General features: G+C 54.9%; 24 protein-coding genes and 1 tRNA gene. 14 read left to right on the forward strand and 11 right to left on the reverse strand.

Going from position 1 to position 25362, the window contains the following annotated elements; translation table 11 throughout:
- Positions 1–76 precede the first annotated feature (76 nt).
- Complete coding sequence (locus HK24_RS03690) at positions 77–2326, forward strand: TonB-dependent siderophore receptor (protein WP_086633365.1); 2250 nt, start codon at positions 77–79, stop codon at positions 2324–2326.
- 80 nt (positions 2327–2406) lie between these two features.
- On the opposite strand, the gene HK24_RS03695 is transcribed toward HK24_RS03690, so the two are convergent.
- From HK24_RS03695 to HK24_RS03735, 11 genes are all read right to left on the reverse strand, one after another.
- Entirely contained in the window at positions 2407–3954 is a 1548-nt protein-coding gene (locus tag HK24_RS03695; RefSeq protein WP_086633575.1) for a carbohydrate porin, read from the reverse strand.
- A 194-nt stretch (positions 3955–4148) separates the two neighbouring features.
- Positions 4149–5657, reverse strand: a complete 1509-nt coding sequence (locus HK24_RS03700; RefSeq protein ID WP_086633366.1) for a peptide MFS transporter — start codon at positions 5655–5657, stop codon at positions 4149–4151.
- Between the two features lie 34 nt (positions 5658–5691).
- A complete protein-coding gene (locus HK24_RS13675) occupies positions 5692–5841 on the reverse strand; it encodes a hypothetical protein (RefSeq protein ID WP_167386128.1) in 150 nt (49 codons plus the stop codon).
- A gap of 2 nt (positions 5842–5843) precedes the next feature.
- Positions 5844–6755 carry a DnaJ C-terminal domain-containing protein gene (locus HK24_RS03705; RefSeq protein ID WP_086633367.1) on the reverse strand — a complete coding sequence of 304 codons (912 nt, stop codon included), beginning with the start codon at positions 6753–6755 and terminating at the stop codon, positions 5844–5846.
- The gene (locus tag HK24_RS13680) at positions 6752–6910 is read right to left on the reverse strand and encodes a hypothetical protein (protein ID WP_167386127.1); all 159 of its coding nucleotides are present in this window, start codon (positions 6908–6910) and stop codon (positions 6752–6754) included. Before HK24_RS13680 ends, HK24_RS03705 begins: the two co-directional genes overlap by 4 nt.
- Before the next feature lie 49 nt (positions 6911–6959).
- Positions 6960–7928 (reverse strand): alpha/beta hydrolase, encoded by a 969-nt coding sequence (locus tag HK24_RS03710; protein ID WP_233126089.1) that lies wholly within the window; start codon positions 7926–7928, stop codon positions 6960–6962.
- A 50-nt stretch (positions 7929–7978) separates the two neighbouring features.
- Positions 7979–9484, reverse strand: a complete 1506-nt coding sequence (locus tag HK24_RS03715; protein ID WP_086633368.1) for an efflux transporter outer membrane subunit — start codon at positions 9482–9484, stop codon at positions 7979–7981.
- A gap of 2 nt (positions 9485–9486) precedes the next feature.
- Positions 9487–10398, reverse strand: coding sequence for an HlyD family secretion protein (locus tag HK24_RS03720; protein ID WP_046900790.1), 912 nt, complete (start codon positions 10396–10398; stop codon positions 9487–9489).
- 12 nt (positions 10399–10410) lie between these two features.
- Complete coding sequence (locus HK24_RS03725; RefSeq protein WP_086633369.1) at positions 10411–10605, reverse strand: DUF1656 domain-containing protein; 195 nt, start codon at positions 10603–10605, stop codon at positions 10411–10413.
- Positions 10606–10776: 171 nt separating this feature from the next.
- A complete protein-coding gene (locus HK24_RS03730) occupies positions 10777–11211 on the reverse strand; it encodes a hypothetical protein (protein ID WP_086633370.1) in 435 nt (144 codons plus the stop codon).
- A gap of 82 nt (positions 11212–11293) precedes the next feature.
- Complete coding sequence (locus HK24_RS03735) at positions 11294–11572, reverse strand: hypothetical protein (RefSeq protein ID WP_046900788.1); 279 nt, start codon at positions 11570–11572, stop codon at positions 11294–11296.
- Positions 11573–11658: 86 nt separating this feature from the next.
- On the opposite strand from HK24_RS03735, the gene HK24_RS03740 reads away from it, so the two are divergent.
- The 13 genes from HK24_RS03740 (at position 11659) to HK24_RS03800 (ending at position 25147) form a co-directional block, all read left to right on the forward strand.
- Positions 11659–12819 carry an ABC transporter ATP-binding protein gene (locus tag HK24_RS03740; protein ID WP_086633371.1) on the forward strand — a complete coding sequence of 387 codons (1161 nt, stop codon included), beginning with the start codon at positions 11659–11661 and terminating at the stop codon, positions 12817–12819.
- 42 nt (positions 12820–12861) lie between these two features.
- On the forward strand, positions 12862–14049 hold the full coding sequence (locus tag HK24_RS03745) for an extracellular solute-binding protein (RefSeq protein WP_233126090.1): 1188 nt from the start codon (positions 12862–12864) through the stop codon (positions 14047–14049).
- Entirely contained in the window at positions 14046–14477 is a 432-nt protein-coding gene (locus tag HK24_RS03750) for a hypothetical protein (protein WP_086633372.1), read from the forward strand. Before HK24_RS03745 ends, HK24_RS03750 begins: the two co-directional genes overlap by 4 nt.
- Entirely contained in the window at positions 14474–14962 is a 489-nt protein-coding gene (locus tag HK24_RS03755; protein WP_046900785.1) for a YcgN family cysteine cluster protein, read from the forward strand. Before HK24_RS03750 ends, HK24_RS03755 begins: the two co-directional genes overlap by 4 nt.
- A gap of 4 nt (positions 14963–14966) precedes the next feature.
- A complete protein-coding gene (locus HK24_RS03760) occupies positions 14967–15650 on the forward strand; it encodes a M48 family metallopeptidase (protein WP_086633373.1) in 684 nt (227 codons plus the stop codon).
- 7 nt (positions 15651–15657) lie between these two features.
- Positions 15658–15743, forward strand: a tRNA-Leu gene (locus HK24_RS03765).
- A gap of 34 nt (positions 15744–15777) precedes the next feature.
- Positions 15778–17541, forward strand: coding sequence for a DUF6538 domain-containing protein (locus HK24_RS03770; RefSeq protein WP_233126091.1), 1764 nt, complete (start codon positions 15778–15780; stop codon positions 17539–17541).
- A gap of 200 nt (positions 17542–17741) precedes the next feature.
- Entirely contained in the window at positions 17742–18119 is a 378-nt protein-coding gene (locus HK24_RS03775; RefSeq protein ID WP_086633374.1) for a nuclear transport factor 2 family protein, read from the forward strand.
- A 192-nt stretch (positions 18120–18311) separates the two neighbouring features.
- Complete coding sequence (locus HK24_RS03780) at positions 18312–18884, forward strand: recombinase family protein (protein ID WP_086633375.1); 573 nt, start codon at positions 18312–18314, stop codon at positions 18882–18884.
- Between the two features lie 99 nt (positions 18885–18983).
- Entirely contained in the window at positions 18984–19955 is a 972-nt protein-coding gene (locus tag HK24_RS03785) for a DUF1837 domain-containing protein (RefSeq protein ID WP_086633376.1), read from the forward strand.
- Complete coding sequence (locus HK24_RS03790; protein ID WP_086633377.1) at positions 19952–22516, forward strand: DEAD/DEAH box helicase; 2565 nt, start codon at positions 19952–19954, stop codon at positions 22514–22516. Before HK24_RS03785 ends, HK24_RS03790 begins: the two co-directional genes overlap by 4 nt.
- 522 nt (positions 22517–23038) lie before the next feature.
- The gene (locus tag HK24_RS03795; protein ID WP_143412288.1) at positions 23039–23764 is read left to right on the forward strand and encodes a hypothetical protein; all 726 of its coding nucleotides are present in this window, start codon (positions 23039–23041) and stop codon (positions 23762–23764) included.
- A gap of 261 nt (positions 23765–24025) precedes the next feature.
- Positions 24026–25147 (forward strand): DUF3800 domain-containing protein, encoded by a 1122-nt coding sequence (locus HK24_RS03800; protein WP_086633379.1) that lies wholly within the window; start codon positions 24026–24028, stop codon positions 25145–25147.
- The last annotated feature ends 215 nt before the right edge of the window (positions 25148–25362 follow it).

The raw sequence follows: 25362 nt of genomic DNA on the forward strand, positions 1-25362 counted from the left end.
TACATTGATTTATTTGAGATTAATTCTCATTACCGTATGTAGCGCACATCTTCCCCTCCAATCGAGGCTTCTTTCCGTGCGCGCATATCTGCTTTCCCGCCCCAGACCTGCTCGCCATCGCAGGCACCTGGCCTGTCTGCTTCTGGCCGGAACAACCCTTCCCGCTTTCGCCTATGCAGCAAGTCCCTTGCCGAACCAGACCCAGGTCGCGTCCAACAAGGCTGTGGCAGCGCCCAGCGCGGCCAAATCATCCGCGCCGACCGATGAAGAAATCATCGTAAAGGCCAAGCGCCGGAACCAGATGGAAGTCACGAGTGGCGGACAGCTGGGTGCACTGGGAAACAAGAAGGGCCTGGACGTACCCTTCAACATTCGCAGTTATTCTTCCAGCATGATCCTGAACCAGCAGTCCCAGACACTGGGACAGGTTCTGGAAAATGATCCATCCGTTCGCACGACGTATGGATACGGCAACTTCTCGGAAATGTTTGTCATCCGCGGTTTCGCCGTCAACGGTGATGACGTGGCCATCAATGGTCTTTACGGCATCACGCCCCGGCAGCTTGTTTCACCCCAGCTCTACGACAGTGTTCAGGTTCTCAACGGCGCCAGTGCGTTCCTGAACGGCGCTGCACCGAGTGGGTCTGCTATTGGCGGCAACATCAACCTGATGTTCAAACATGCAACGGATGCCCCAATCACCCGCCTGACGGGAGACTACACGAGCAGCGCCATGGGAGGTGGCAGCATTGACGTGGGCCGCCGTTTTGGAACGGAGAAGCAGTTCGGTGTTCGCCTGAACGTTGCCGGACAATCCGGCGAAGATTCCATCAATAATGAATACCGGCACTCCACCGCTCTGGGGGCTGATTTTGACTGGCACAGCCGCGATAACAGCACACGTATTTCGATGGACATGAACTATCAGAATCAGGGCGTTGATGGTGGCCGCCCTGGGCTGATGCTGAGTTCATCTGTCACCAGCGTTCCGCGCCCGGTCGCCCCGTCTCACAATTTCGGTCAGAAATGGGCGTATAATGACCTGAACTACATTTTTGGCATGCTGAACATTGAGCATGATCTCTCCAAAAATGTGACCCTGTATGGGGCCTTTGGTGCCCTGAACGCGAATGAGAAGGGCAACTATTCCAGCCCGACCCTAACGGATGCAGCCACCGGCGCCGCAACTGCGGGCAGCATGTATGTGCCTTACAATCAGACGAATGAGAGCACCCGCGCCGGCGTTCGGGCGCACTTCCGAACGGGCTTCATCAAGCACGAAGTCAATGCTGGTGGCTCTGCGCTCTGGGAAGATTCGGCTGCGGCCTACGCGATGGCCCTGACCTCTCCGACCACCAACATTTACAAGACGCCGCAGTTTGCCTCCCCGGCTCAGACTTTCGTCGGGGGTGTTTTAAACGACCCGCAGACGACAAACTGGACACGCCTGTACAGCCTGTTTTTCTCTGACACGATGTCTTTCCTGAATGGTCGCGTCGCCCTCACCGGGGGCTTCCGCTACCAGAACATGATGATCAACGGGTATAACTACAGCACAACCGGACGAGGCTCGTTAAGCACTCCGTATAACCAGGATGCCATTACGCCTGTTGTCGGACTTGTCATTCACCCGACGCGTCAGACGTCCATTTACTTCAACCGGATTGAGGGCATGTCTCAGGGGGATACCGCCCCTGCCAGTGCCCAGAACGTCGGACAGATTTTCCCACCCTATAAGTCTGCCCAGTATGAAATCGGCGCCAAGTACGACATTGGTCGCTTTAGCGCTGCTCTGGCGTTTTATCAGATTTCACGCCCCAATTCTTATAATGTGCCGATCGAAGGCACGGGGTATTCCGTTTATAAACAGGACGGCCTGCAACGGAACCGTGGCATCGAACTCACCGTGAATGGAGAAATCCTGCCGGGACTGAGATTCAATGGCGGCGGCACGCTGATTGATGCAGACCTGCGCCACACGGCTGGCGGCCTGCAGAATGGCAATTCAGCGATCGGCATTCCGAATTACACGATCAACGGCAATCTGGAATACGATCTCCCGTTCCTGAAAGGGGCCACGGTCGTCGGGCGCGTCGTCAATACAGGCAAGCAGTGGGTTAACACAGCCAATACCCTGCATCTGCCCGTCTGGACGCGCTTTGATCTGGCCGCACGCTATACGTTCACGACGTACCACAAGCCTGTCACCCTGCGCTTTGGCGTCGATAACATTGCCAACACACGCTACTGGTCTTCGTCCTTCAACGGCTATCTGCTTGAAGGCCTGCCCCGGACATTCAAGTTCTCCTTCACGACTGACCTCTGATTTCACATCAGATTACAGGCACAAAAAACGCGCCACCTTGATCGGGTGGCGCGTTTTTCATGTCTGGCTTTATCGGAAAATCAGAAGGTAATGCCCGTCTCAAAATCAAGCAGCAGAGCATTCTTGTAGCGGTTGGTGCCCCCGGGATGCATAAGATACTGAGCACCAGGACGGATCACGAGCCACGGGGTCGGGCGCCAGCCATAGTTCAATTCAATGGCGTGCTCTTCAGACGGCTTGAACAGGTTTGTTGCCCCGGCAGCCTGCATCTGTCGCGCCCAGATCGTCAGCTTCGGGTTCACCCACAGCATCTTCATGCCAAGGCTGATCGTATCATTGGGTCGGCTCGGGAAGGTCCCCTTACGCGTGATGCCCCACGTAATAAAGTAAGGTGCAATCGCGGTGCGGGGATCACCCCAGGTGAAAGATCCGAAGAACGATGTTCCACGGTTCGGATCAGCCTTGTCACGTTCCAGCATACGGTCGAACTGGAACCAGCCACCAAAACGGCCACGAACCTGCTGGGTCGGCGCTGAAATCAGATACTCTGTCGGAACACCGAATGTGCCAAGCTGGCCATAGACGTTCTTGACCTGAGAAGAATCCCAGTAGCCGCCAATCTTGATGTTGGTCTGAAGCGGGCCGCTGTAATCGTCCTTACCGCCCTGATGCCATCCAAGCTGGAACGGAACATACGTCCCCGTTGCACCATGAAGGTTCATTTTCCAGCCATTATGCGTGTTGGCGATGGTCGGATCGACCGAATACGCACCGAACTGGATCAGGTAATGGTTGTTTCCGGCAGGGTAGAACTTCACCCACGCACCCGGATGCGCCGTCGGGTAATATCCGTAGCCCGAGTTCATTGCGACAGACTGCGGCATACCGCAGATGGCGTTGGACTCGAACTGGCAGTACTGGCTCATGCCCCAGTACATGGACGACTGCTCGAAATCGTTCTCAGTGTTGATTTCGCCGACTTCGGTGGAGACATAACGGTTCCACGGCATCTCCCACGAAAGACGGGTCAGACGTACGGTCTCACCAGATCCAAAGATCTGCTGCGGGCTATCCAGCGCCGGAAGCTTGGCACCAATACCCAGACCCTGACGTGCAGTGCTGAGGAAATGGAACAGGCCAAGGTTCCAGCCGGTCAGGCGCTTCAGATCGAGATCAATGTTAAGGCCGAATTCATCCGCATAACGAACGGTCTTGGCCTTACCACCCATCGGATTTCCTGCGCTGTCCTGCAGGAAGTGGCCACCGATGTTGATCCCTTTTTCCGTAAGCCAGGTGCGATATCCGCCCCAGTCACCGGTCATGGTGCTCTGCGTCAGCCAGTCATGGAAACTGGCCGGAAAGAAGCGGTTTTCTGTCGTATCTGAAGGCTGCACGTCAGCAAGGTGCGACGGGGTCGTAGCGGGTTTGACCAGCAGAGGGGTCGGCTGGATGGACCGGGTGCGAAGAACCGGGTGCCCCGCACTGTTATGGGCGCGAGGCTGACCAGGTTTTCCCTGATCAGATGCAGAAGCCGTCTCGGCGTATGCAATCTGGGGTGTGGAGAGCGTCGTGCTCAAAAGACAGGCCGCCCCCAGAGCCTTCGTCAAACCGCTTTTAAACCTCTGCATCTTTTCCCGCGTCTCCTTCTCACGTCGCCTGTAACCGGAAATCATGAATGACTTTCCCATACAGGCCGATGCCGGTCCGGAATAGAGAGAGGAAGACGGTTGTTTTCGTAATGCGACACTTCCGCCGCATTACTTCAGATCATGTCTAATCTTTTTCCTAGGTTTTCTCCCGAATTACAAAACCTTCACATGGTTCAATTCGGCGAAAGTTTCCTGTTCACAGTTATGTGTTCTCGGTCCCAACGGCGTGTCAAAGGCTCCAGACAGACCAGAATCACCACCACAACAACCGCCACTTCACACAACGTCCGGAACAAACTGGCATACAGGGCATTTCCAGCGGAAGCTGCCATATCGGCTGGCATGGCCGCCCGGTTGGCGATGACACTGCCCACATACATCGCAATGCCCCAGAGCAGATAAAGTGCGCCCATCATGAAGCCACTCAGACGCGCTGGCGTATAGCGGGCCACAATCGCCAGACCCAAACCATTTGTCAGCAACTCGGCGAAAGACAGAAGTCCGTAGCCCGCGACCATAATCCAGGGGGAAACCAAACCTGTCGTTCCGACGGCAGAGAGCCACCAAACCGCGAAAGCCATAGCCACCATCACGTAGCCAATCAGCATTTTCCGAGCCAGCGACAGGTCCCGCCCCTGTGCGCCCAGCCGATTGTACAAAATCGCCAATAGTGGGCTGATCGCCATGATCCAGATCGGATTGAGCGCCTGAAACTGGCCGGCCGACATATGGAAAAGCGTTACGCCGCCGATGCTGAAGTCGCCCGAGACATCTCGCAGTGCGAACAACGTCAAGGACGTGATCATCTGCTGATAAAAGACGAGATAAATCGTTCCCTGCAGGCACAGCATGTATGTAAGCCGCAAACCCGGTCGCTCTTCTCCCGGTGCACGGACGTACAGGACGACCCAGGACAGGAACAGCAACACAGCGGCAGCAAAAATACAGATCCGGGCAAGGCCGTCGCTGCTCATGATCCAGGCGTTAAAAACGGTCAGCGCAAGGAGTCCGAACCCCACAAGAGCAAAACGGCTGGCAGGCACGCGCTCTTTTTCCAAAGGACTGGCTGTCTGGGCAAGCCATCCCGAACGCCAGACATAATAGAGCAATCCAATCACCAACCCGACCGAACAGGTCGCGAAAGCAACGGGTGCGCCATAGTGAACCTGTAGCCACGGGGTCAGCAGCATCGACACCGTGGAGCCCACATTGACGGACATGTAATAGAGGGTGAACGCCGCATCGAGGGCGGCATTATCCCCTTCATAAATCCGGCGAACCAGATTACCCGCATTCGGTTTAAAGAGGCCATTTCCTGTAGAAATCAGCGCCATGGCCAGCAGGAGCAATGTCGGTGATGTCAGAGAAGCGGCAAGGCAGGCGTAGCCGATGGCAAGGGAAATGGCTCCCATGACCATAGTGCGCCGCGTGCCGAGAAAACGATCTCCCAGCACGCCACCCAGAACAGGCGTGATGTAGGTCAGGGCGGAGAAGGCCCCCAGCATCAGATTGGCCGTGGTATCGGCCATTCGAAGCTGCTGGACCATGAACAGCGTCAGAACTGCCTGCATGCCGTAATAGCCGAACCGTTCCCACAGCTCGATTGCCAGCACAACGGTAAAGGCGCGACGACGTGTCGTCGCCAGCGGTTGCCCGGAGGCAGGTGTAGAATAAGAGGTCATGAAAAACCCGTCAGAAACAAAGACGGGCTTTATCTTAGGGCAAATGCCACTCCCCGGCGAGGATGAGGGCATGGGATCCGATCACGCTCAGCACGACAACGAAGATGATGGCGAAAATGCCACCAATAATCTGACGCCATGGCCAGTCTGGAATACGTGCTTTTGCGCGACGGATCATTCCCATGATCAGGCCTCCTGCTCAGCGAAGAAGGCTTCCAGTTCAGGAGAAACCGTCCCGATATGCACCTGCAACGTCACGAACAGGTCACCTGCGGGGTTCTTTTTGTCAGCGCCAATACCACGACCGGCAAGACGGAGAACTTTCCCGCTGTCGGAATGTTTGGGCACCTTCACCGCGACGTCTCCCTTCGGTGTCGCCACGGTCACTTTCCCACCCAGAACAGCTGTCTTGAGATCGACATTCTGGGTCATGCGCAGATTACGACCATCGCGGACGTAACGCTTGTCTGGCGTGACCGAAATCGTCAGCAGCGCATCACCTGGAACACCCGGCTGACCATCCATCCCCGGACGACCTGGCGCGCCCTTACCCCGTACACGCAGGGTCTGCCCTTCTTCGACGCCCGGCGGAATACGAACTTCCGTATGACCGCCTTCGCCCAAAGCCAGATCCAGAGACGTCCCAAGAACGGACTGTTCAAAGGTGATGGTCACCGAAAAACGGCGGTCAGAGCCCTTCGTGGCTCGACGTCCTGCCGCACCACCGGGCTGGAAGTCCCCACTAAATCCGCCGCCACCAAACATGTCGGAGAAGAAAGCTCCCAGATCTTCCTGATTGAAATTTCCTTGGAAGCCATGTGCCCCGGTTCCCGGGCCGCCGCCACCGAAGCCACCGCCGCCAAACGGGCCGCGCTCCTGCCCTTCGGCGTCAATCTCGCCACGGTCAAAGCGCGCACGCTTTTCCTTGTCCCCGACAATGTTATACGCCTGACCTACAGCCTTGAAGCGCTCTTCCGCGTCTTTGCTGTCAGGGTTGTGGTCCGGATGGTACTGCTTGGCCAGCTTCCTGTATGCGCTGCGGATTTCCTTGTCCGTGGCCGTCTTGGAAACCCCAAGAACTGAATAAGGGTCTTTCATCTCAACTCCGCATCATCTGCTGCGCCGTCATCCAGAAGATCAATCAGTACGGCAAGTACGACATCACGCGAAAATCCCGCGCTCACACCTTCTTCAATCAAACTGTCCAGCTTTGGTCTGAGGTAATCCTCAGCCGGGTGACCATCCTGTGCCATTGGTTTATTCCTCCATTACTTTCAGATGTGTGACGTTGATCGCTTCGGGTCAATGACCGAGGACAAACTCCGCGACATGCGGCACCAGATCTGGATCAAGAGGGCCGAAAGAAGGAAGGCCAGCTCCGGTCATGGTTTTGGAATCAACACCCGGCATGTCCGTTAGAAAGTGACTTGCAGAGGGCAGATAAACAGTCGTCGCGCGAGGGTCAGCAGCCTGCAGCAAAGGCAGATCTTCTGTCGGGCTGATCTGATGATCCTTCCCACCCTGCACCAGCAGAACGGGCCCATGATACGCCCTCAGAAGCGCAGCGGGATCATAACGCATGACATCAATCAGGTATCCCTGCACGTCCGCGTTGAACAAAGCCTGTAAACCGGGATGTAATGTTAGCGGGTCAACACGGTGGCCTGCTTCAAGAGCATCAATGGTGCTATCAATTTGTGGAAGAACCGTGTGCGCGCGCGGATTGGCGTGAAGCTGCGCCCGGATGAGTTCACCCATTGGTCGCCCCTGCCCTGACAACAGGATCAAACCACAGACACCCTGGCTATGCTGAGATGCAGCAAGTACGACCAGTGCACCTTCACTATGTCCACCAAGCCAGACGCAACGTGTCCCCGTTTCTTTGCGAATGACAGAGATCCAGTTCTGAACGTCCGTCACGTAGTCCTGAATGGTAACGTGGTTCCCGTTTGCGACAGCTCGTGCACTTCCAAACATACCACGCTTATCAACGCGGACAGTTGAAATACCCCGACCAGCTAGTCCCTCAGCTAACAGCTTCAGTGTTCCCGGCTTGAGGCCAGACGCTGAATCCCCGTTTCTGTCTGTGGGGCCAGAGCCAGGGACGAGCAGAAGAACGGGCGCTGTTTTCCCCGCGTCAAGATAAGTGCCAGATAACGGTCCAAGGGGGCCGGGCGCTTCAAGATCACGCTCGGTTGCTGCCTGAGAAAGACCAGTTCCCAACATAACAGCAGCCATCAGAGCAAATGATCGCAGAAAGACAGGCATCATGGCAGGACTCCGTTCAAACTGTTCTTGCCCTGTTGCGAGCCAATCCTGTCCTAGCGCGTAAAGGCCCGTACCAGCGCGTTTTGCTTTCCAACTTCAATCGGCAGACGCGTATCGGTGAGCTGACGGCCCTGCCAGCCCGCACCCATCGCCGTGTAAAGCGAAATGGCGTCACGCAGACGGGCCATGCGCCCCACGACTGCCTGATCCTGAGCAGAAAGTGCGGTCTGCTCAGTTGTCAGAACATTCAGATACCCGGTCAGACCAGCGCTAAACAGCTTCTGCGCTCGGTCACGGGCAAGACCGGAATCCGTCGCGGCCTCTTCAAGCTGCGTGACAAGCTCATTGTCATGGCGCCAGTCACCCATTGAATCTTCAACTTCAGCGAAGGCCTTCAGCACGGTTTTACGATACACCAGACGGCTCGCCTCGGCTTCTGCACGAGCCTGAGCAATTTCTGCTGTATAACGACCGCCATGAATGATGGGCAGCGAAGCCATCATCATGAAGCTCCAGGCCATACCTCCCATCTGAAACGCCTGATAGGCGGCAGAAGCGTTCGGATTGAACGTCAGCGGGATCATGAACTTCGGATAGAGGTTGGCAACCGCTACGCCGACCTGAGCCATGTCCGCTGCATAATGCGCTTCCGTCGCCCGAATATCCGGGCGATTTGCCAAGACGATGGACGGCAGAGACGCCGGGAACGCGGGAACAGACGGCAGAGGGCGCCGCACGTCCAGCTCTTCCTCCAACTTGCCGGGCATCTCACCCAGCAGAATTGAAATGGCATGGATCAGGCGCTCTTCCTGCGAGTGCAGTGGAGCAAGACGCGAGCGCTCGAGATGCTCTTCCGTCTGTGCCTGCGCTACAGCCAGTGTATTGCCCAGGCCGTGCGTATAAAGCTTTTCAGTCAGCTCGCGGGAACGCTGCGCTACATCGATGCTGTGTTCCGTGACTGCAAGCCGTTCCTGAATGCCGCGCAACGTCACGTAGTCTGATGCGACTTCGGACAGCAGCGACAACAGAATGGCGCGACGGTTTTCCAGAGATTCCTCAACGAGCCGCTTACGCTCCTCGACCTGCCGGGAGATATGTCCGAACAGATCGATTTCCCAGCTGGCGCGAGCACCATAGGTCAGGACAGACGCCTGTGGCCGGTTTGCCGGATTTCCAGGGCGCAATGGCCAGTTATCTACATTGATGGAATACCGGTCATCGCCACCGCCCATAGCTGCATCAAGCTGCGGATACCACGCTGCCTGAGCCTGCCGACGGACAGCGCGCTCGGACACGATATGCTGGGACGCAATCTGAAGGTCGTAGTTCCCTTTGATAGCCTGCTCGACCAGTTCGTTCAGCATGGGATCGTGGAATTGCGCCCACCAGTCCTTCATGTCCGCTTCCGTGCGGGCAATCTCAGCTGCCGTCACCGATTGTGGCTGCTCTACGAAAGAGTCAGGCACCTTGATCCTGTCTGGCTTGAAATTCGGCCCGACGGTGCAGGCCGTCAGCGACAGACAGGTGCTAAGCGCGAGGGTAAGGAGTTTGCGGGACATGATCAAAGATGATTCTGCAGCCAGGTGGTCAGCTTGCCACGGGCGCCAGGCGTTTCGCGGCCGATCGTGACAGTCGCGGTCATACCGGCCGCGAGAGTGATTTCTGGTGGAACGTTATCCAGTTCCAGACGAACCGGAATACGCTGCGCCAGTCGGACCCACGTGAAAATCGGGTTCACGTCTGGCAGACCAAGACGGTCTGACACGCCGTTACGGTCGTTAATACCACGACCAATGCTGACTACGTGGGCAGGCAGAATCTGCTTGTAACCCATGAGTTTGACACGGGCCGCATCCCCAACATGCACACCGTGCATCTTGGTTTCTTCGAAGTATCCGTTGATCCAGTAACTATGGGCATCAATCACTGCGAGACCAGGCTGACCAGCATGGGCATAATCACCGACGCGAAGATTCAGGTTGGTGATGTACCCGTCAACAGGCGAATAAACCGTGGAACGCTGAAGGTTCAGCAGTGCCGTATTCAGTTCGGCTTTTGCTGCGTTTACTTTGGCGCGTTGGGTTTCAACATTCGAGTTGAAGTCTTCCTGCTCTTCGGCAGACACAATGCCACCGAGGCCCATACGACGCTTGGCATCAGAAGATCTCAGCTTGAGGTCTTCGTCCGCACCGGCAAGGCGGGCACGGGCGGCGTCAATATCAAGGCGGAAGCGAACGGGATCGAGAACGAAAAGCGGATCACCGCGATGGACAAACTGGTTGTCCACGACGGGAACAGAAACAACGGTTCCGGAAACTTCAGGGGCTGCATCTACGACGTAAACACGAACACGACCATCGCGCGTCCATGGTGCCAGAACGTAAATGTCCCACATGGTCCGACCGAGGCCAATGGCCATCGCCAGGACAATCAGAGTCAGCAGAACGCGGATCACACTGCGGGTCCAGTTCATAGCCGACCCCTCCTAGACGTAAAGGATGAGCAGACAGAGAACACAGACATAGAGCGCTATTTCAAAGAGGGCGACGTGCCAGAACCAGTTCAGAGCACCGGTTCGCCACAGAATGCTTCTCAACAGAAGTGTTACAAACACTGCTGCAACGGCGTAAATTGAGAGGGGTGCGACAAAGACGCCGAAGAGATTAACTTCCGTCAGCATCAGGCTGTGACCTTGGTGCCAACTAACGGACTGTTCGACGAACTTTCCACGGGACTCCTCGCAAGTCCGTGACGACTCCCCCAAGGGCGTAATCACGGCACAGGCGAAGTGCTTACGCCATTAACCTACAACTGGCCAGATGGCTTTGACAAAAATCAGTCATAAAATGTCTTATTTGGAATGACTGAAGAAACTCTTCAGAATGGACAGGAAGCTTTTGCCCGTAAAACGGCCAATTGGCCCCAGCAGAAGACCAGTAACGGCTGTAATGGCAATAGACTGCTTCAGTTCGATCAACTTGCGGTCGCGACGAATACGCGCCTCGATCTCAACAACGTCGGGGATCGACCATGCAGCAAGAACTGCAAAAATCAGCACGAAGAACAGATCAACGCCAATAACGCACAGACTGGCTTTGACGTAGCTCAGGCCTGCAACGCTAATGAAGAACGCCCACAGAAAGCCGTGAAAAGAAATGGCTGCGAACAGCAGGAAGACAACGGCAACAAGCGCGCACGCAACTCTCCGACCGATTCGCATGGCGGAGCGGGAGAGAATCTGGCCTTGGGCGGAAAGGACTTCCTGACCGAGTTCGATGGGCTTCATGGAGGATCGTTGCCTTTATTTCTAACAGGACGGGCGCAGGTCTGTGAATGGCCTGCCTCCCGCCTGAAAGGTCACGTGCCGATTACTTGGAGAAACGGCCCGCCAGGAAACCGACCACAGCGGAAATCAGAATAGCGGCGATGGGCCGCGACTGCACACGCGTCGATACATTTTCAATTTCATGATCTGTGATTTTGCGGGCATTTGCAACGGCATGCTCTGTACGGTCCGCTGCCTGAAGCAGAGCCGGGTTAACATAGTCGTTCAGGATCTGCTCAACCTGCTTGCGCAGCGTCTCGATCTGATCCTGCGTTGTCTCGGCTGCAGCTTCGATGTTCTTCTTGACGGTATCGCGGCTCATGTTCAAACCCTCATTGCAATCAAATAGGGACCTGGGAATCAGGCCCGGTATCTGGCTTCAAACGCAAAAGCATTATCAGAGGTTGCATGTCCCGCCCACCCGGCGCCCCACCATCTCCCATACGCCGCAAGAAGCCCGCCACACGCCTGGCTCCGGCTCTCCGGCTTGAAGCTTTACGCGCTGGTCTACGGGGAGAAGCGTTTGACCTCACGGTTTCCGAGGGGGAAACGGTTACCGCCTATGGGACTGATGAAGCCGCATTATCTGGCCTACTGGATCTGATCGCAGGTTTCTCTCCCCCCATGGGCGGGCGAGTCCTTGTGCAGGAAACGGATGTTACATCCCGTCCCGCCGGCCAACGCAGCATTGTCCTGATCAGCACCCGAGATCCGCTGTTTCCTCACCTCGATACGCGCAGTAACATCGTTTTCGCACTGCGCGCCCAAGGACAAAGCCGCGCAGAAGCCGATGCTGGTGCAGGCCGCATGATGTCTCTTCTGGGACTGGATGGACTGGGAAATCTTTCTCCGCAGAACCTCAATCCAGAGCAGACCTTCCGTGCAATGCTGGCCCGTGCACTCGTAACTGCCCCAACCATTCTGTTGCTCGACAACCCATACGGTGGTCTGGACATCCACGCGGGTCGACGCATCGCGTCTCTACTGTCGAAACTGTCGCGCGCGCGAAATCTCAGCGTTTTGCAAAGCGTCACGCGCAAGGAAGACGCACTGCGCGCAGGAGGGCAGATCGCCCTCTTTAATGAAGAGGCGTTGCTTCAGTGCGGAACAGCGGCCGAACTGTATGATCGCCCACCAGACGTTGGAGTGGCGACACTCTTTGGTGAAGCCAATGCCTTGACCGGGCAGGTTCTGGATATTGCGGATGACGTCGCGCGCGTTCAACTTGCCTGCGGCGGCATTGTGGAAGCTCTCGCATCCGACGATACGCTTCAAGAAGGTCACGCCTGCCTGGTGTGCGTTCGCCCGGATCGGATCTCGCCGTTTTTCGGCAGCCAGTCTCTTGGTCTTGATGATGAGGAAGCGCCACCTGTTCGCGGCACACTGACGGACAGCGTTCATCTTGGCGATCATATCAGAATGCGGGTGCGCTGCCCGGATGGTACCGAGATTGAACTCCGGCGCCCGCCCCTTCAGGCCCAGAAGCTGCCACGAGCCGGAGCCGCCGTTCAGCTCGCCTGGCCCGCCGGCCATGCAACGGCCTTTCCGCTTCGTGCCGACCTGTATTAAAGTGCCGCCGCATTCGGTCAGGCATCGGCGCCTGACTTCTTCATGCTGATTGAGGACACCATTCTGACCCGGCCCGCTTTCTTTCTGCGACATACGCTCCCGGCACGATGCCGGGCGGGTCTCGGTCGTATCATGCGTCCTGCAGCATTTCTGGTGGGCCTGCTTGCGATACAGGTTCTACCTGCCAACATGCACGCGCACGCCACATCCGCGAGCAGCACCCGCCCTTCCGATGACATCGGGGATTTCTTTTCCCATGTCGGCCAGAGTGTCGCTTCTGTGTTCTCACCATCCGAAGCCTCGGCGCACGCGCATAAACGAGCGGTTACACACCACTCCACAAAACATCGTCGTGCAGCCAAACCTGCTCCTCCCGCCCCCGGCTGGGCCATTCCTGAAGGTGCGGTGACTGCGAATGCCCTGATCACAAGCGACAAGTCGCTGAAGCAGGTTGAATGGGACGGCCAATACAGCACGCTGGACGCGGGCGTTCATTCATCGAACCCTAGTTGGGCTGCTATCCTGTTAAACGGCAGCCAGCTTGCAGATGCCTGTCAGAAAGGTTGGGTTCACCCGTTGGATGGCACTCAGGGATGTGGCCTGCCCGGAGGCCAGACAATCATGGCACTCGCATGGGATCGTTCACGACTACCTGCCGCCCCTGACTGGAAAGACTTCTGGGACGTTGCACGTCATCCAGGACGCCGCGGTCTTTATCTGGGTGCACGTACAACGCTGGAAATTGCCCTTCTTGCAGACGGCATAGACGCGCGTGACATTTATACTGCGCTGTCCACGCCCGCGGGTGTTAGTCGTGCGTTCCACAAGCTGGATCTGCTTCGACCCTATATTGTGTGGTGGAAAACACCCGATGATGCCGCCCGGATTATGGAACAAAGCAGCGCGCTCATGACCAGCGCCCCCATGACGGAAATTTCCAGCGTCAGCATGAAAGTCAAAGCGGGGCCAGCGGCTTCCCTTTTTGTCGCGCAGCCAGAGCAAACTCTCAGCACTGCACTTTATTGGGCAATCCCGGCTAACAACCCGACGACGACAGCCCAAAAAACCCTGACCCAACTACATACTCAGTCTCCACACCTGAACGACATGCCCGACAGCGTCCTTGATCCGCGAGGAACAGCTTTGTCCGTCAATGACGCGTTCTGGACGAAATACGGTGATCAGCTGGAGCAGCGGTTTCAGGACTGGTACGGCAGCAGCAAGCCATGATGGCCATTTCCATGCGGCTTCACTTGCCCGCCATTATACTTGGCCTGCTCATTGGCTGTGGCGTTATCACGCTGCTGATGCGTCTTCTGCCAGCCCGACACGTACGCCTTCTTGGTTTGCTGGTTCTACTGCCCGGCCCGGCTCTCGCTTTTGCGCTGCCTGAACTTCATCGCGCTGGACTAAGCTTTATCAGCCGACATTATGACATCCTCCAGGGTGTTCTGATTTCCCCAGCTGTCATGATGCCGTTCGGAGCCACGTTACTTGGACTGCCCATCGGAACAACACGCGCAGCAATCGGTCTAGGCGCAGATCTGACGACCCGCCTGAAATTAATATGGCTTCCCCTGCTTTTACCCGCCGCCCTGTTTTCCCTGACAATAGCGGTTCTGTTGTGCCTCGGCTGTGTGATACTGGATCGGCCATGACTTCAGTTTCTCCTTTCTGGCAAACCACGCCGCTAGATCAGATGACGTCCGAACAATGGGAATCCCTTTGTGACGGATGTGGGCGTTGCTGCCTGAACAAGCTCCGCGACGAAGATACAGACGAGATCGTTTACACGACCGTTGCCTGCCGACTTCTGGACACACAGACCTGCCGTTGCACAGATTATCCGAAGCGCCATCGCAAGGTGCCGGACTGCGTTACTCTAACGCCTGAACTCTTGGCGGAGATCGACTGGCTTCCACCAAGCTGTGCTTATCGATTGCTGCGAGACGGGTTCGATCTTCCAGAATGGCACCCTCTGCGCTCCGGAACGCAGGACAGCGTTCTGCTTGCCGGTGCTTCAGCAGGCGGGCGCTGCGTAAGTGAGCGTCGCGCGGGCCCATTGGAGAATTACATTACCGCATGGCCCGGTGAGTGGCCTGCGAATGCACCCGCGTGCATTTCCAGAAAGCGCTCCGGCTAACCCCATGCTTCCGCCGACCGTCCCTCTCGTATGGAGACGTTCGCCTCGTGCACGCCGCATGACCCTCCGCATTGATGCTCAAGACGGCAGTGTTGTTGTTACAATGCCGGAGCGCACCAGCCAGCGGCAGGGTCTTGCGTTCGTCCATCAGCATATTGACTGGATTACATCCTCTCTGGCTGCTCTGCCTGAAAAACGCGTACTGGCTAACGGCCACGAAGTCATGATCGAAGGATCACCGGTTCCCATTCTGCACGAGCCAGATGCCCGTCGTGGCACATGGCTGGATTCAGATGGCCTTCATGTCAGCGGAGATGCGGCTCATACCGAACGTCGCGTAAAGGATTTTCTGCACACCCTAGCAAAAGAGCATCTCTCGAATGCTGTTGCACTGCACAGTAAAAGAATGGGGCTTGTGCCGTCCCGTGTCGATTTGCGGGAAGTCCGGTCTCGCTGGGGCAGTTGCACCCGAAAAGGACGCATCATGTTGAGCTGGCGTCTGGTCATGACGCCGCCGGAAATTCGAGATTACGTCGTGATCCATGAACTCGCTCATCTTCAACATTTTGATCATAGCGCTGCTTTTTGGAGCTTAGTTGACAGATTTTGCACAAATGGGCGCACAGGACGTCTTGCAGCAGAGCGCTGGCTGAGCCAAAACGGGACCGCCCTGCTGCGAGCAGCATGAGGCGTGTGCGAGCTTGGCGGAATGGTAGACGCACGAGACTTAAAATCTCGAGTCCGTAAGGGCGTGCGGGTTCGAGTCCCGCAGCTCGCACCACATAACTCTCTGATTTCATTGAAAATGTGAGGATATGACCCGCAATCTGCGGGTTGGTTCTCCAAAGCTCTTCTCCAAAATCTGGAGAAGCTTCGTGCTCAAGCAAGTCGGTTCACGATTCCACTTCCGCCGTGTTGTGCCTCAAGCGCTCCGTCCGATTCTCGGAAAAAGCGAGATCTGGATCTCGCTGGGAACAGCAGGCAAAGTTGAAGCCAGACGTCGCGCAGCAGAGCTGCATGCGCAGACGAGTGATGTTTTCAGAGGACTTCGCAGCGTGAGCCGTTCCAAACCACCTTCTGAAACCTCCATACTCTCTCCGAACGAGAGTGCAGATTTCATGAAGAAACACGGCTTTGAAACCAAAGACGACGTCTATCGAGCGCTTCTGGAAAAATACCAAAACATGCTCGCAACGCAGGAGACTATTCGAAAGAATGACGTCTCATCTGCGGAAATGGCTGGACAAATCAAATACTACAAAAGCGTAATGCAACACGCTCACGATGTACGGGCTTTGAGCGCAGGTATCGAAAAAATCATTGCCGTCGCGCTCGACAGCCAGAACCATATGACAGCAATGACGCGAAAGCTCATCGAAGCAGCCAATATCAATTCCGCTGAGAAAAAAGTTCTCGAGAACGAAATCAAGCGTCTTCATGATACCCTTCTGAGCACATTCACCAAGGCTCTCGACAATCGGAGTGCTGCAACTGAGACATCAGTTCCTGCAACTGCTGAAACTGAGACAAAGCCCAAAAAGGTCACCGCAACACCGAAGACACGGCCCGCCATTTTGCTCACTGAGGCTCTCAACCGCTTTTTGAACAGCAAGCCTACCAAAAGCCTCGAAACTCAGAGAGACACCAGCAGAACCGTGGCGCTCTTCATCGAAGCTTTCGGAGACCTGTCGATACGGAACATCGATGGCAAAATCGCCGGTGATTTCAGGGATGTCTTATTCTCGTTGCCAGCATCACACGGCAAAACCAAAAACCTCTCTCTACAAGACGAAATCGAAAGAGCCGCATCTCACGATGTATCGACGCTGAGCGCAAAGACTGTGAAGAACCATTTTATGCGGCTCTCATCGCTCTGGAACGACCTGCTTCGAAGAGATATGGTTGAAAAAAATCCGTGGGGAAATTGGGACTTCAATCTGACCAAGAAAAACCCGCGTCGCGCCTGGACAGCAGAGGAGATGGGCAAACTCCTGCAAACGCCATGGCCCTTGTGCAGTATTCCTGCTAATACTTTCAAAGGCATCACGATGATTGCTGCTTATAGCGGTATGCGCTTGGGAGAAATCTGCAATCTCCGCAATGAAGACGTTCAGACTATCGATGGCGTTTCATGCTTCCGCGTTTGTGCTCATCCTGAAGACAACTGGTCTCCCAAGACTGAGGCCGGAGAACGTCTTGTTCCTATCCATTCTGTCCTCCTCGATTGGGGTATTCTGAATTTCCAGAACGCAGGCGAGAAATATCTCTTCTCTGAGTTGAAGACATCAACGGATGGCAATCGTGGTGCTGACTTCAGTCGAGCGTTTTCCCGCTACAAAATGATGATGGAGCTTCCGCCAGTAGTCACATTCCATGGGTTCCGGCATACTGTCTCAACACTTCTGCGAAACCAGAACAGCGATATCCGGGAGCTTTGGATTGATGCGTTGCTGGGACATGAGGCCAGTCACAAGAGCCAAGGTGCCACGACATATCTGAGCGGCATTGAGATGCAGAACCTGAAGAGAACGGTCGAATCAATTCAGTATCCCGCCTTCAACCTTCCCCCGCTTGGATGAGGACTCAAGTGTCTCTTCCTTTATTCCACGGCAAAACCCACTTCATACAAAGTGTCATGTAGGAACTAATTTCTTGTTGTGGGTAGAATAGAAGACCTTCTGCTTTCGCCTCTTTACGCTCATTCCAAGTCTGTTAACTTCATCCCGAAAGCAGACTTCGATGAAGGTAATCGATCTGTGCAAATAGGGGGCTGATAACATTGGAAATCGATACGCAGTCATGCGGCGAAGCTGAAATTATCCGTCGGCAGTTGGATGCCTATAATGCACGTGACATCAAAGCCTTTATGGCATGCTGGGCACCAGATGCAGAGGTTTATGCTTGGCCAGATACTTTGCTTGCTTCAGGCGCGGAGGCCATCAGAACGCGACACGTTGAACGCTTTAAAGATCCAGATCTGTTCGCCAAACTGATCAGTCGAGTGGGCGTGGGTGGATTAGTGATAGATCGTGAAGTCGTGACCCGGAACTTCCCCGAAGGACGCGGTACGTTGGATGTCATTGGCATATACGAACTGGAAAGCAACAAAATAAAACGCGCTTGGTTTAAGCAGGGCACGCCTGTGTTAACAGATTGAAGGTACATTGGCTGCTGTCTCCCTCATCCCGGACGTGCGACATCGCAGTTTGATCTACAGATAGCAAACAGTCAGGAAATGTCGAGAAAACGGTGGGTTTCTGGATATGTCAAAAAATTGCGCCTGAGACTATCCGAACCTCAACTGTCGAGTTAACGTTCTCGTCAAGTTTTTAACGTCCCGGTTGTGTCAATGAAACAGCGGATCGGCTACGCACGCGTCTCCACGGAGGACCAGCATCTGGACTTGCAGCGCGATGCGCTTCAGCAGACCGGGTGCCATGTCATCTACGAAGAAACGGCGAGCGGAAAGAACGCTTCGCGCCTAGAGTTGGAGCAGTGCCGCAAGGCTCTGCGCGACGGCGATACGCTGGTGGTATGGAGGTTGGACCGCCTAGGGCGCAGCCTGCCGGATCTCGTGCAGATCATGGCTGAGTTGGAGCGCTCGGGAATTGGCTTCGAGAGGCTTACCGAGAAGATCGAAACGAACAGCGCAGCGGGCAAGCTGGTCTTCCATGTGTTTGCAGCTCTCGCGGAGTTCGAGCGTAGTCTGATCCGTGAGCGCACCCATGCTGGGCTCGCCGCAGCACGTGCCAGAGGCCGCTCTGGCGGCCGCAAACCGAAGCTTGGGGACAAGCAGGTCCGCGAGATCAAAGTGCTACTTCGTGACCCTGAAATACAGGTTGCCGATGTAGCCCGGCGCTACGGCGTGTCCCGAACCACCCTGTACAAACATGTCAGTGTCGCGGCCCCACGGCACCCATGACGTTCATTGCGCATAGTCGAAAAGAATGTTGACCTATCATGCCTGAGGAGGGTGGCTTGGCCAGAAATGACCTAACAGCAATTGTAGGAAACTGCGTCGGTGAATGACCAATTGGCTCTCGCTGGCGCGATGACTGCGCTTCTGAAGGATCACGCGGGCCTCGGCATCCGCTTGAAAGAGGTCCCGTTTGACTGGACGTCTGGCATGCACCGGCTCACCGGTAGCTTCCACTACATCACCTTCGCTGATGGCGTCCCGACGGTTCAGGAGTTAGTCGAATACCTTTACGACTGTCTGATCCCGTACTGCCTGCCAAAGAGCAAAGTCCGGGATGCGCTGCAGGGGATCGATCCCGCTCTCGATTATCACCGCATCGTCCGACTTGGCGACGATGCGAAGAGCTTATTTATCAAAGCGAAGAATCAACTCGAGTCCGGCGGAGAGCCGGGAGAACTAATCCTCTATGCTTTGCTGGAATGGGTGCTTAAGGCACCGCGCTTGGTCTCGAAGATGTACCTGAAGACCAATAACAACATGCCCGTGCACGGCACGGATGGTATTCATCTTGGCTACGATGAAGCCAAGGACCTTCTGACCATCTATTTTGGGGAGTCCAAAATATATCAGAGTTTTTCGTCGGCGGCTGATGCAGCGTTCACCTCCATGGCGGAACTCCTGGCTAATTCCGGTCAGATCTCTCGTGAGATTGAGATCCTGAACAACCTGTCCGACCTCAACAGCCTGGACCCGGCGTTTCAGGCGAAGATCGCGGACTATATCAACCCGTACTCAACGTCGAAGCTAACGCTGCAAAAGCGTATCGTTCACGCATGCCTGCTTGGCTTTGAATATGCCGCTTACAACCGCATACTTGCGCTTGAACCCGACAAAGTCGCCTCGGCATTCGAGGAGAAGTACAAGAAGAGGATCGGCAGTGCCTGCCGCGTGATAGAGCGCCACTACAGTAAACGCCTGCCGGTCACAACCAATTTGCATCTCTTCCTTCTGCCGTTCCCGTCTCTAAAGGTCTTCAGGTCGGCCTTCTATGGGAAGCTCGGAGTGGCGGCATGAGCTTCGTAGACGGACTTTGCGAAAAGATCAGCGGCGATCCCCGCTTCGCGGCCGACTATGAGGCCATACTGCGTCAATCGATTTTGAGCGGCGCGGGCTTCGCTGACGGCCCCGCGCTTGAAGAAGAAGTCCTGCGGCGGCTCCTTCAAAGCGCCACGATATTCGCCCAATCTGAAGAAGCGGAATGGCGGCAGCTGGCGTATCGCATTAGTGTCGGATCGCTAGCCTATAGCAAAACCCTCGCCGGGATCAGGGTGGCGTCCAGACTTATCTTGGCGCGACTTGGAAATTACCCCGCGATCAAATTCGCGTTCAAGGGCGAGGCGGAGCCAAGAACGCTTACTGAAGCGATTTTTTACGAGATCCTCGGCCGTCAGCTGGACAATACCGTGCGCATTGGCGAGCGCAGCGCTGTCCTCACAGATATGCAGCGGACTGTCTGGGAGGCCCTAGCGGCTGGCTCATCGCTGGCGCTTTCCGCGCCCACCTCGGCGGGTAAGTCGTTTGTCTTTTTGGCGTATATCGAACAGCTCAAGCGAACGCGTCCGAACGCCAACCTAGTCTATCTGGTGCCGAGCCGCGCCCTCATCAGCCAAGTTGCCGCCGATTTGCGCGCAGCCAGCCTCGACAAGGGGTTCGGGGTGACGACGGTGCCGATACCGGCTGCGTCGACAGTATTAGGTACACCGATCTATGTGCTCACGCCGGAACGGCTCCAAGTGCTGTTTCATACTGCTCCTGAACTTAGATTCGACGTAGCGATCGTCGATGAGGCGCATCTTATCGGCGAGGGGGCCCGGGGAGTGGTCCTGCATTCAGTCTTGCAGGACTTGCAACGGCGTCACCCCGACATGCAGTTCCTATTCTCGTCCCCGCAAGTTCGAGAACCGGCCGTCTTCGGCACGGTGGTCGGCCGCGACAGCGTCAAAGTGGTCAAGACCAAAGATTCTCCCGTCGCCCAGAACATCATTCTGCTGAACCGCAGAGCGGGCGACGATAAGAAGTTTGATATGCTGCTGTGGCGGGACGGCGAGAAGACCCCGCTCGCGGAGATCGATGCCGCGATACCGATCTATAATTCCTATGATGGGCTCGTATATCTGAGTTGGGCTCTTGGCAACGCCTCTCAAAGCCTCGTCTATGCCGCCGGTCCTGCGGCATGTGAGGACGTCGCGTTCAAGATCAAAGAGCTGTCGCAAGATCCAGCGGTTGCTAAAGTGGTGACCTCCTCCGGACTAAGTGAGCTATCGGTACAGGTTCGCAAGGAGCTGACTGCCTTTGCGAAAGAGGCTGTCCATCCGAGCTACGTGCTTGCTGAAACCATAGAGGGAGGAGTTGGCTTCCACTACGGCCGCATTCCTCCGCTGCTGAGGAACGCTGTTGAAAGCGCATTTGCTGACGGGCATCTCGATTACATTGTCTGCACAAGCACGCTGCTGCAAGGCGTTAATCTGCCCGCGCGCAACGTGTTCATGCAGAACCCCCATAAGGGGGAAGAGAACCCAATCGAACCCGTCGATTTCTGGAACCTCGCGGGACGTGCCGGTCGCCTCGGCAAGGACTTTCAGGGGAACGTTTTTCTCGTCGATTACGATGAATGGGAATCAAGTCCGCTCTCCGGGCCAAAGGATGAGCCTATCAAGCCGTCGCTTGAGGTTGCCCTGACCGACACATCGGCCGAGTTGCTTGAGTATATAGCGGCGACTGACCGTCCATCGGGCGAGACTCCGAATCTGGAAGCCGCCTTCTCAAAGTTATTGCGAGACTATCGGCAAGGTCAGCTTGATAACACTTTTGACCGCTTAAGCGGGTTGTCGATGCAGACACGAGCTAGCATTACCTCTGCCTTGGCGACCGCTGACAATCAGATCGGTTTGAATATGGAAACGCTGGCTGCCAGCCCGCAAATTTCAGGGTACCGGCAGCAAGAACTGTACGACTATATGATCGAGAAGATCGCGGAAAAGGGTCCAGACTATCTCATCCCGCTTCATCCGAGCGCGGGGTGGAGGGAAGCGCTTGACAAGTTGCGACCTGTCTTTGCCCGGGTACACAAATATCTTGAGCTGAAGAGTGGCCAGCATCATCGGTACTGGGCTCCTCTCGCTCTTCGCTGGATGCGTGGTGAGCCGCTGCCGATGATCATCGACGATGCGATCAATTACCATAAGCGCAAGGGAAAGAACCGGTCCAACCGGACGGTCATTCGAGAGGTACTGACGGATGTGGAAAGCAGCCTCCGGTTCAAATACGTGAACATGCTGGGCTGTTACGGAGCTGTGCTCAAAGAGGCCCTGACCGCAACGGGGCACGCTTCCTACGCCGCGAAGATACCGGCACTGACTTTATATCTGGAGCTTGGGGCAGCATCGCAAACGATGATCCAGCTTATCAGCCTCGGCCTCTCTCGCCACACGGCGCACGTCCTGTCCAGCCTGACAATCAACAGGGACATGGATCTAGAGTCAGCGCGAGGCTTCCTCTCCCGACTGACACCCGAGACAGCAGGGCTATCACCATACGTGGCTGACGAGCTTAGACGAGTGCTTCAAAGCGTCTGAGCGCGAGCGGACGAAGCTTTGTTTTCAACCCATGAAAGGAACTGTCTAACGGTCCGCAGTTCGGAGCATGGTAGCAATCATAGCATGGGCCAATGGTGTTATTATAAGATATTGATAGATTTAAATAAATTACACTTACAAACAATAAAGTGGAGATTGTAGTCGAGATTATTTCGCGCTCTTGAATGTCCGATTTTTTAAGTTTCCATCCGAAACCGGACAGTCCGTTTACCCTCCCAAACAACCTGTCGGCTCATCAACAACAGAGCAGACGGGCTGTAGTCGCCTACATGTCGGGCATACAGTTGCTTAAATCACTTTCTGCGTAGCAGATATGAGTAAACATCCTTTTCGTCTCTTATTGCCCATAGTAGTAATGAGATTAACTATTTTTTACCGTCACGTAAATAAAGTATGTCGGTAAGGCTCAGATGACTGTCCAAAATCTTGCTTCGGATTGACGGTTTGTTAAATCACACTGCATATTCGACCGAAATATTATTAAATGACGAGGAAAATTCTGTGAAATATGTGCTCAAGGCCTATCAAGACCAGATTGCCCAGAAAGCTCTCGATAGCTTCACCTGTTGCTGGAAGCAGCCTTATATTTTTCACTCAGATTCTGAGTGGGCAGATATTTTTAAAAATGCCCGCGGAAATCAAATTAATTTCCTAAATTGCAGAGAATTCGTCACAGATTATGGTTTGATGAGAGCATTTCGTTGGAAAAAGCCGCGTCCAGATGAGATCATTGTACCGAATGAAGGATTTCTTAGGGTTCTCGAGCGCGAAATAAGGGCGGAAAAACCCGACCCCATCTCTCTAGCTAACAATTGGGTTAAAGAAGGTGTATTTACATCTCGGCAAGTCTCGGCTTCATCCAAATTCCTGTTCTTCCTTTGCCCCGACGCCAGATTGGCAATTTTTGATTCCAGAGCTTGTACAGCGATCAAGGAACGTTTTAAGTCCGCTTTGTCAGGAAAAAGACAGTCTCTAAACTTCCAAAATACAAGCAATGGTTTTCAAGATTACGTGAACGGTGTTTTAGACGTAGTGAGCAAACATAACGGATTCTGGATGGCGACGGTTTCTGAATACCATCAGGAACACCCCCACCTCAATACGAACTTTTTCCTGCGTCGTATTGCTGACAAGCACTTGTACTTTGAAGGTGTTATACTTGATAAGTATCGGGATAAAAATAATCCCAAACCTTTAGATGTTTGTGTTAAAAATACCTTAAGTTGAAACTCAGGGTGACATTATCGTTGTTTATAATGAAGTGTCGGAATTCAGAAAATAATCATAGCTCGTATCTATTTCTACAAATCTCTCTATTTGGCCAGACATTCCTCTATTTAGTGATGCAGCGCAAGATATGTGGCACTCGCTCATGAAAGGCCGCCGACCGCAGCCATGGGTGGGTGGTCGCAGAATACAAGCTCGACTGCTGCACGCTTGGTCGTCTTCTGCCCGCCCACAGGGGATGCATCTAACAGGAAAAACACGATGATAGACATCCAGACTCTGAGGGGCCGGATCTTAGCCTTACACCATCTGCCCAGTGCTGATGGGCTATTCACTTTCTATTATGACGAAACCAACAACATTCGTAGGCTTCTGCTGACACCGGATGGCATGAACGTCCGGCGGCCAGATAGCTTCGTTCTAGGCGGCATCCTTCATTCCGGAGCGCCACACCAGATCGACCTTAAACCCTTGCGCGATGTTTTGCGGATCCAGCCGACAGTCACCGAGCTCAAGCTCAAACATCTCGGTAAAGGTGACTTTCTCAATCTTCTCAGTTCACCGAAACTTGAGACCTTCTTGCGCTGGATCTCGGAAGAGGGATTCCTCATCCATTATCAGGTGACCGACCTGCTCTATTGGTCAATCGTCGACATCGTCGGTTCTATCCTGACCGAAGCGCACGCCCCCCAGTTGCTGATGGTCCACATGATGCTCAAAAACAGCCTCTATGGGCTACTTCGGAACGAGGTGGATGCGACAGCCATGCTTCTCGAACGCTATTCCTACCCCAATGTCGGTCGCGCCCGTCGTGGTGCGTTCATCGCCGAATTGCTCGATCTCTTGGAGGCCAGTGAGGACAAACTGCCTCACTTTGAGTTCTACATGCTCAAGGGGTTACTCCAGATCGCCCGAAACCTTGAACGGCTTCCTTATCTCGAGGACGAAGAACCGAACATTCTGATCGACGGGTTTGGCAGTTTCTTCCTCAACCGTCTCTGCTTGTTCAACAAGGCGCATCACATTCTTGATGATGAGAAACAGATCGAGACCTACCTCTCCGGTTTGGCTCTGACCGACCAAGGTGCGTCGCTTCGCCATTTCCGGTTCGCGAATTCCAAAAACGAGCCCGGCATCCAACTTTCTGACCCAGTTGCAGGCCTGCTCGGCAAGATCTTCAGCTACGTCAACCAGACATCGACCGCCCAGATCGCGCTCGACCTCGAGCAGCTGAGTGATCGGCAACGATCAACGCTAGGGCTGCTTGCGCGCCTACTTGACCGATCGACCGACGCAAGCCCTGCTTTTGCGCAGCATCTCATTTCCGAAACAGATCGCCACCGCGCGGCTCTTCTGCTTGAGGGTGATATTCTCGCACTTTAAGGCGATTTATCACAACCCGACTTCATTCACACTCAACTCACATAGCCGTTGACGAGGTGGTTGAAGGTACGAGAGAAATTCTTTGGCAACTCCCCTCACCAGTAATCCATAGGTGGAGAAAGATAGGCTTCGGGATGAGCCAACATTCTCAAAACCGCGTCGGAACGGCATATTCAGGACGATAGCTCTATTGCGAACGTATGTCTGTTTTCGGT

Source organism: Gluconobacter sp. DsW_058, assembly GCF_002153615.1.
Taxonomy (GTDB): Bacteria; Pseudomonadota; Alphaproteobacteria; order Acetobacterales; family Acetobacteraceae; genus Gluconobacter; species Gluconobacter cerinus.

Bases quoted from the DNA above. Each gene is read 5' to 3' on its own strand.
- HK24_RS03700 (WP_086633366.1), bottom strand. From the start codon at position 5,657: ATGACCTCTTATTCTACACCTGCCTCCGGGCAACCGCTGGCGACGACA.
- HK24_RS03745 (WP_233126090.1), top strand. From the start codon at position 12,862: ATGCTGATTGAGGACACCATTCTGACCCGGCCCGCTTTCTTTCTGCGA.
- HK24_RS03755 (WP_046900785.1), top strand. From the start codon at position 14,474: ATGACTTCAGTTTCTCCTTTCTGGCAAACCACGCCGCTAGATCAGATG.
- HK24_RS03720 (WP_046900790.1), bottom strand. From the start codon at position 10,398: ATGAACTGGACCCGCAGTGTGATCCGCGTTCTGCTGACTCTGATTGTC.
- HK24_RS03790 (WP_086633377.1), top strand. From the start codon at position 19,952: ATGAGCTTCGTAGACGGACTTTGCGAAAAGATCAGCGGCGATCCCCGC.
- HK24_RS03695 (WP_086633575.1), bottom strand. From the start codon at position 3,954: ATGCAGAGGTTTAAAAGCGGTTTGACGAAGGCTCTGGGGGCGGCCTGT.
- HK24_RS03735 (WP_046900788.1), bottom strand. From the start codon at position 11,572: ATGAGCCGCGATACCGTCAAGAAGAACATCGAAGCTGCAGCCGAGACA.
- HK24_RS03780 (WP_086633375.1), top strand. From the start codon at position 18,312: ATGAAACAGCGGATCGGCTACGCACGCGTCTCCACGGAGGACCAGCAT.
- HK24_RS03705 (WP_086633367.1), bottom strand. From the start codon at position 6,755: ATGAAAGACCCTTATTCAGTTCTTGGGGTTTCCAAGACGGCCACGGAC.
- HK24_RS03730 (WP_086633370.1), bottom strand. From the start codon at position 11,211: ATGAAGCCCATCGAACTCGGTCAGGAAGTCCTTTCCGCCCAAGGCCAG.
- HK24_RS03760 (WP_086633373.1), top strand. From the start codon at position 14,967: ATGCTTCCGCCGACCGTCCCTCTCGTATGGAGACGTTCGCCTCGTGCA.
- HK24_RS03725 (WP_086633369.1), bottom strand. From the start codon at position 10,605: ATGCTGACGGAAGTTAATCTCTTCGGCGTCTTTGTCGCACCCCTCTCA.
- HK24_RS03715 (WP_086633368.1), bottom strand. From the start codon at position 9,484: ATGTCCCGCAAACTCCTTACCCTCGCGCTTAGCACCTGTCTGTCGCTG.
- HK24_RS03750 (WP_086633372.1), top strand. From the start codon at position 14,046: ATGATGGCCATTTCCATGCGGCTTCACTTGCCCGCCATTATACTTGGC.
- HK24_RS03800 (WP_086633379.1), top strand. From the start codon at position 24,026: ATGATAGACATCCAGACTCTGAGGGGCCGGATCTTAGCCTTACACCAT.
- HK24_RS13675 (WP_167386128.1), bottom strand. From the start codon at position 5,841: ATGGGAATGATCCGTCGCGCAAAAGCACGTATTCCAGACTGGCCATGG.
- HK24_RS03710 (WP_233126089.1), bottom strand. From the start codon at position 7,928: ATGATGCCTGTCTTTCTGCGATCATTTGCTCTGATGGCTGCTGTTATG.
- HK24_RS03740 (WP_086633371.1), top strand. From the start codon at position 11,659: ATGTCCCGCCCACCCGGCGCCCCACCATCTCCCATACGCCGCAAGAAG.
- HK24_RS03770 (WP_233126091.1), top strand. From the start codon at position 15,778: ATGACCCGCAATCTGCGGGTTGGTTCTCCAAAGCTCTTCTCCAAAATC.
- HK24_RS13680 (WP_167386127.1), bottom strand. From the start codon at position 6,910: ATGGCACAGGATGGTCACCCGGCTGAGGATTACCTCAGACCAAAGCTG.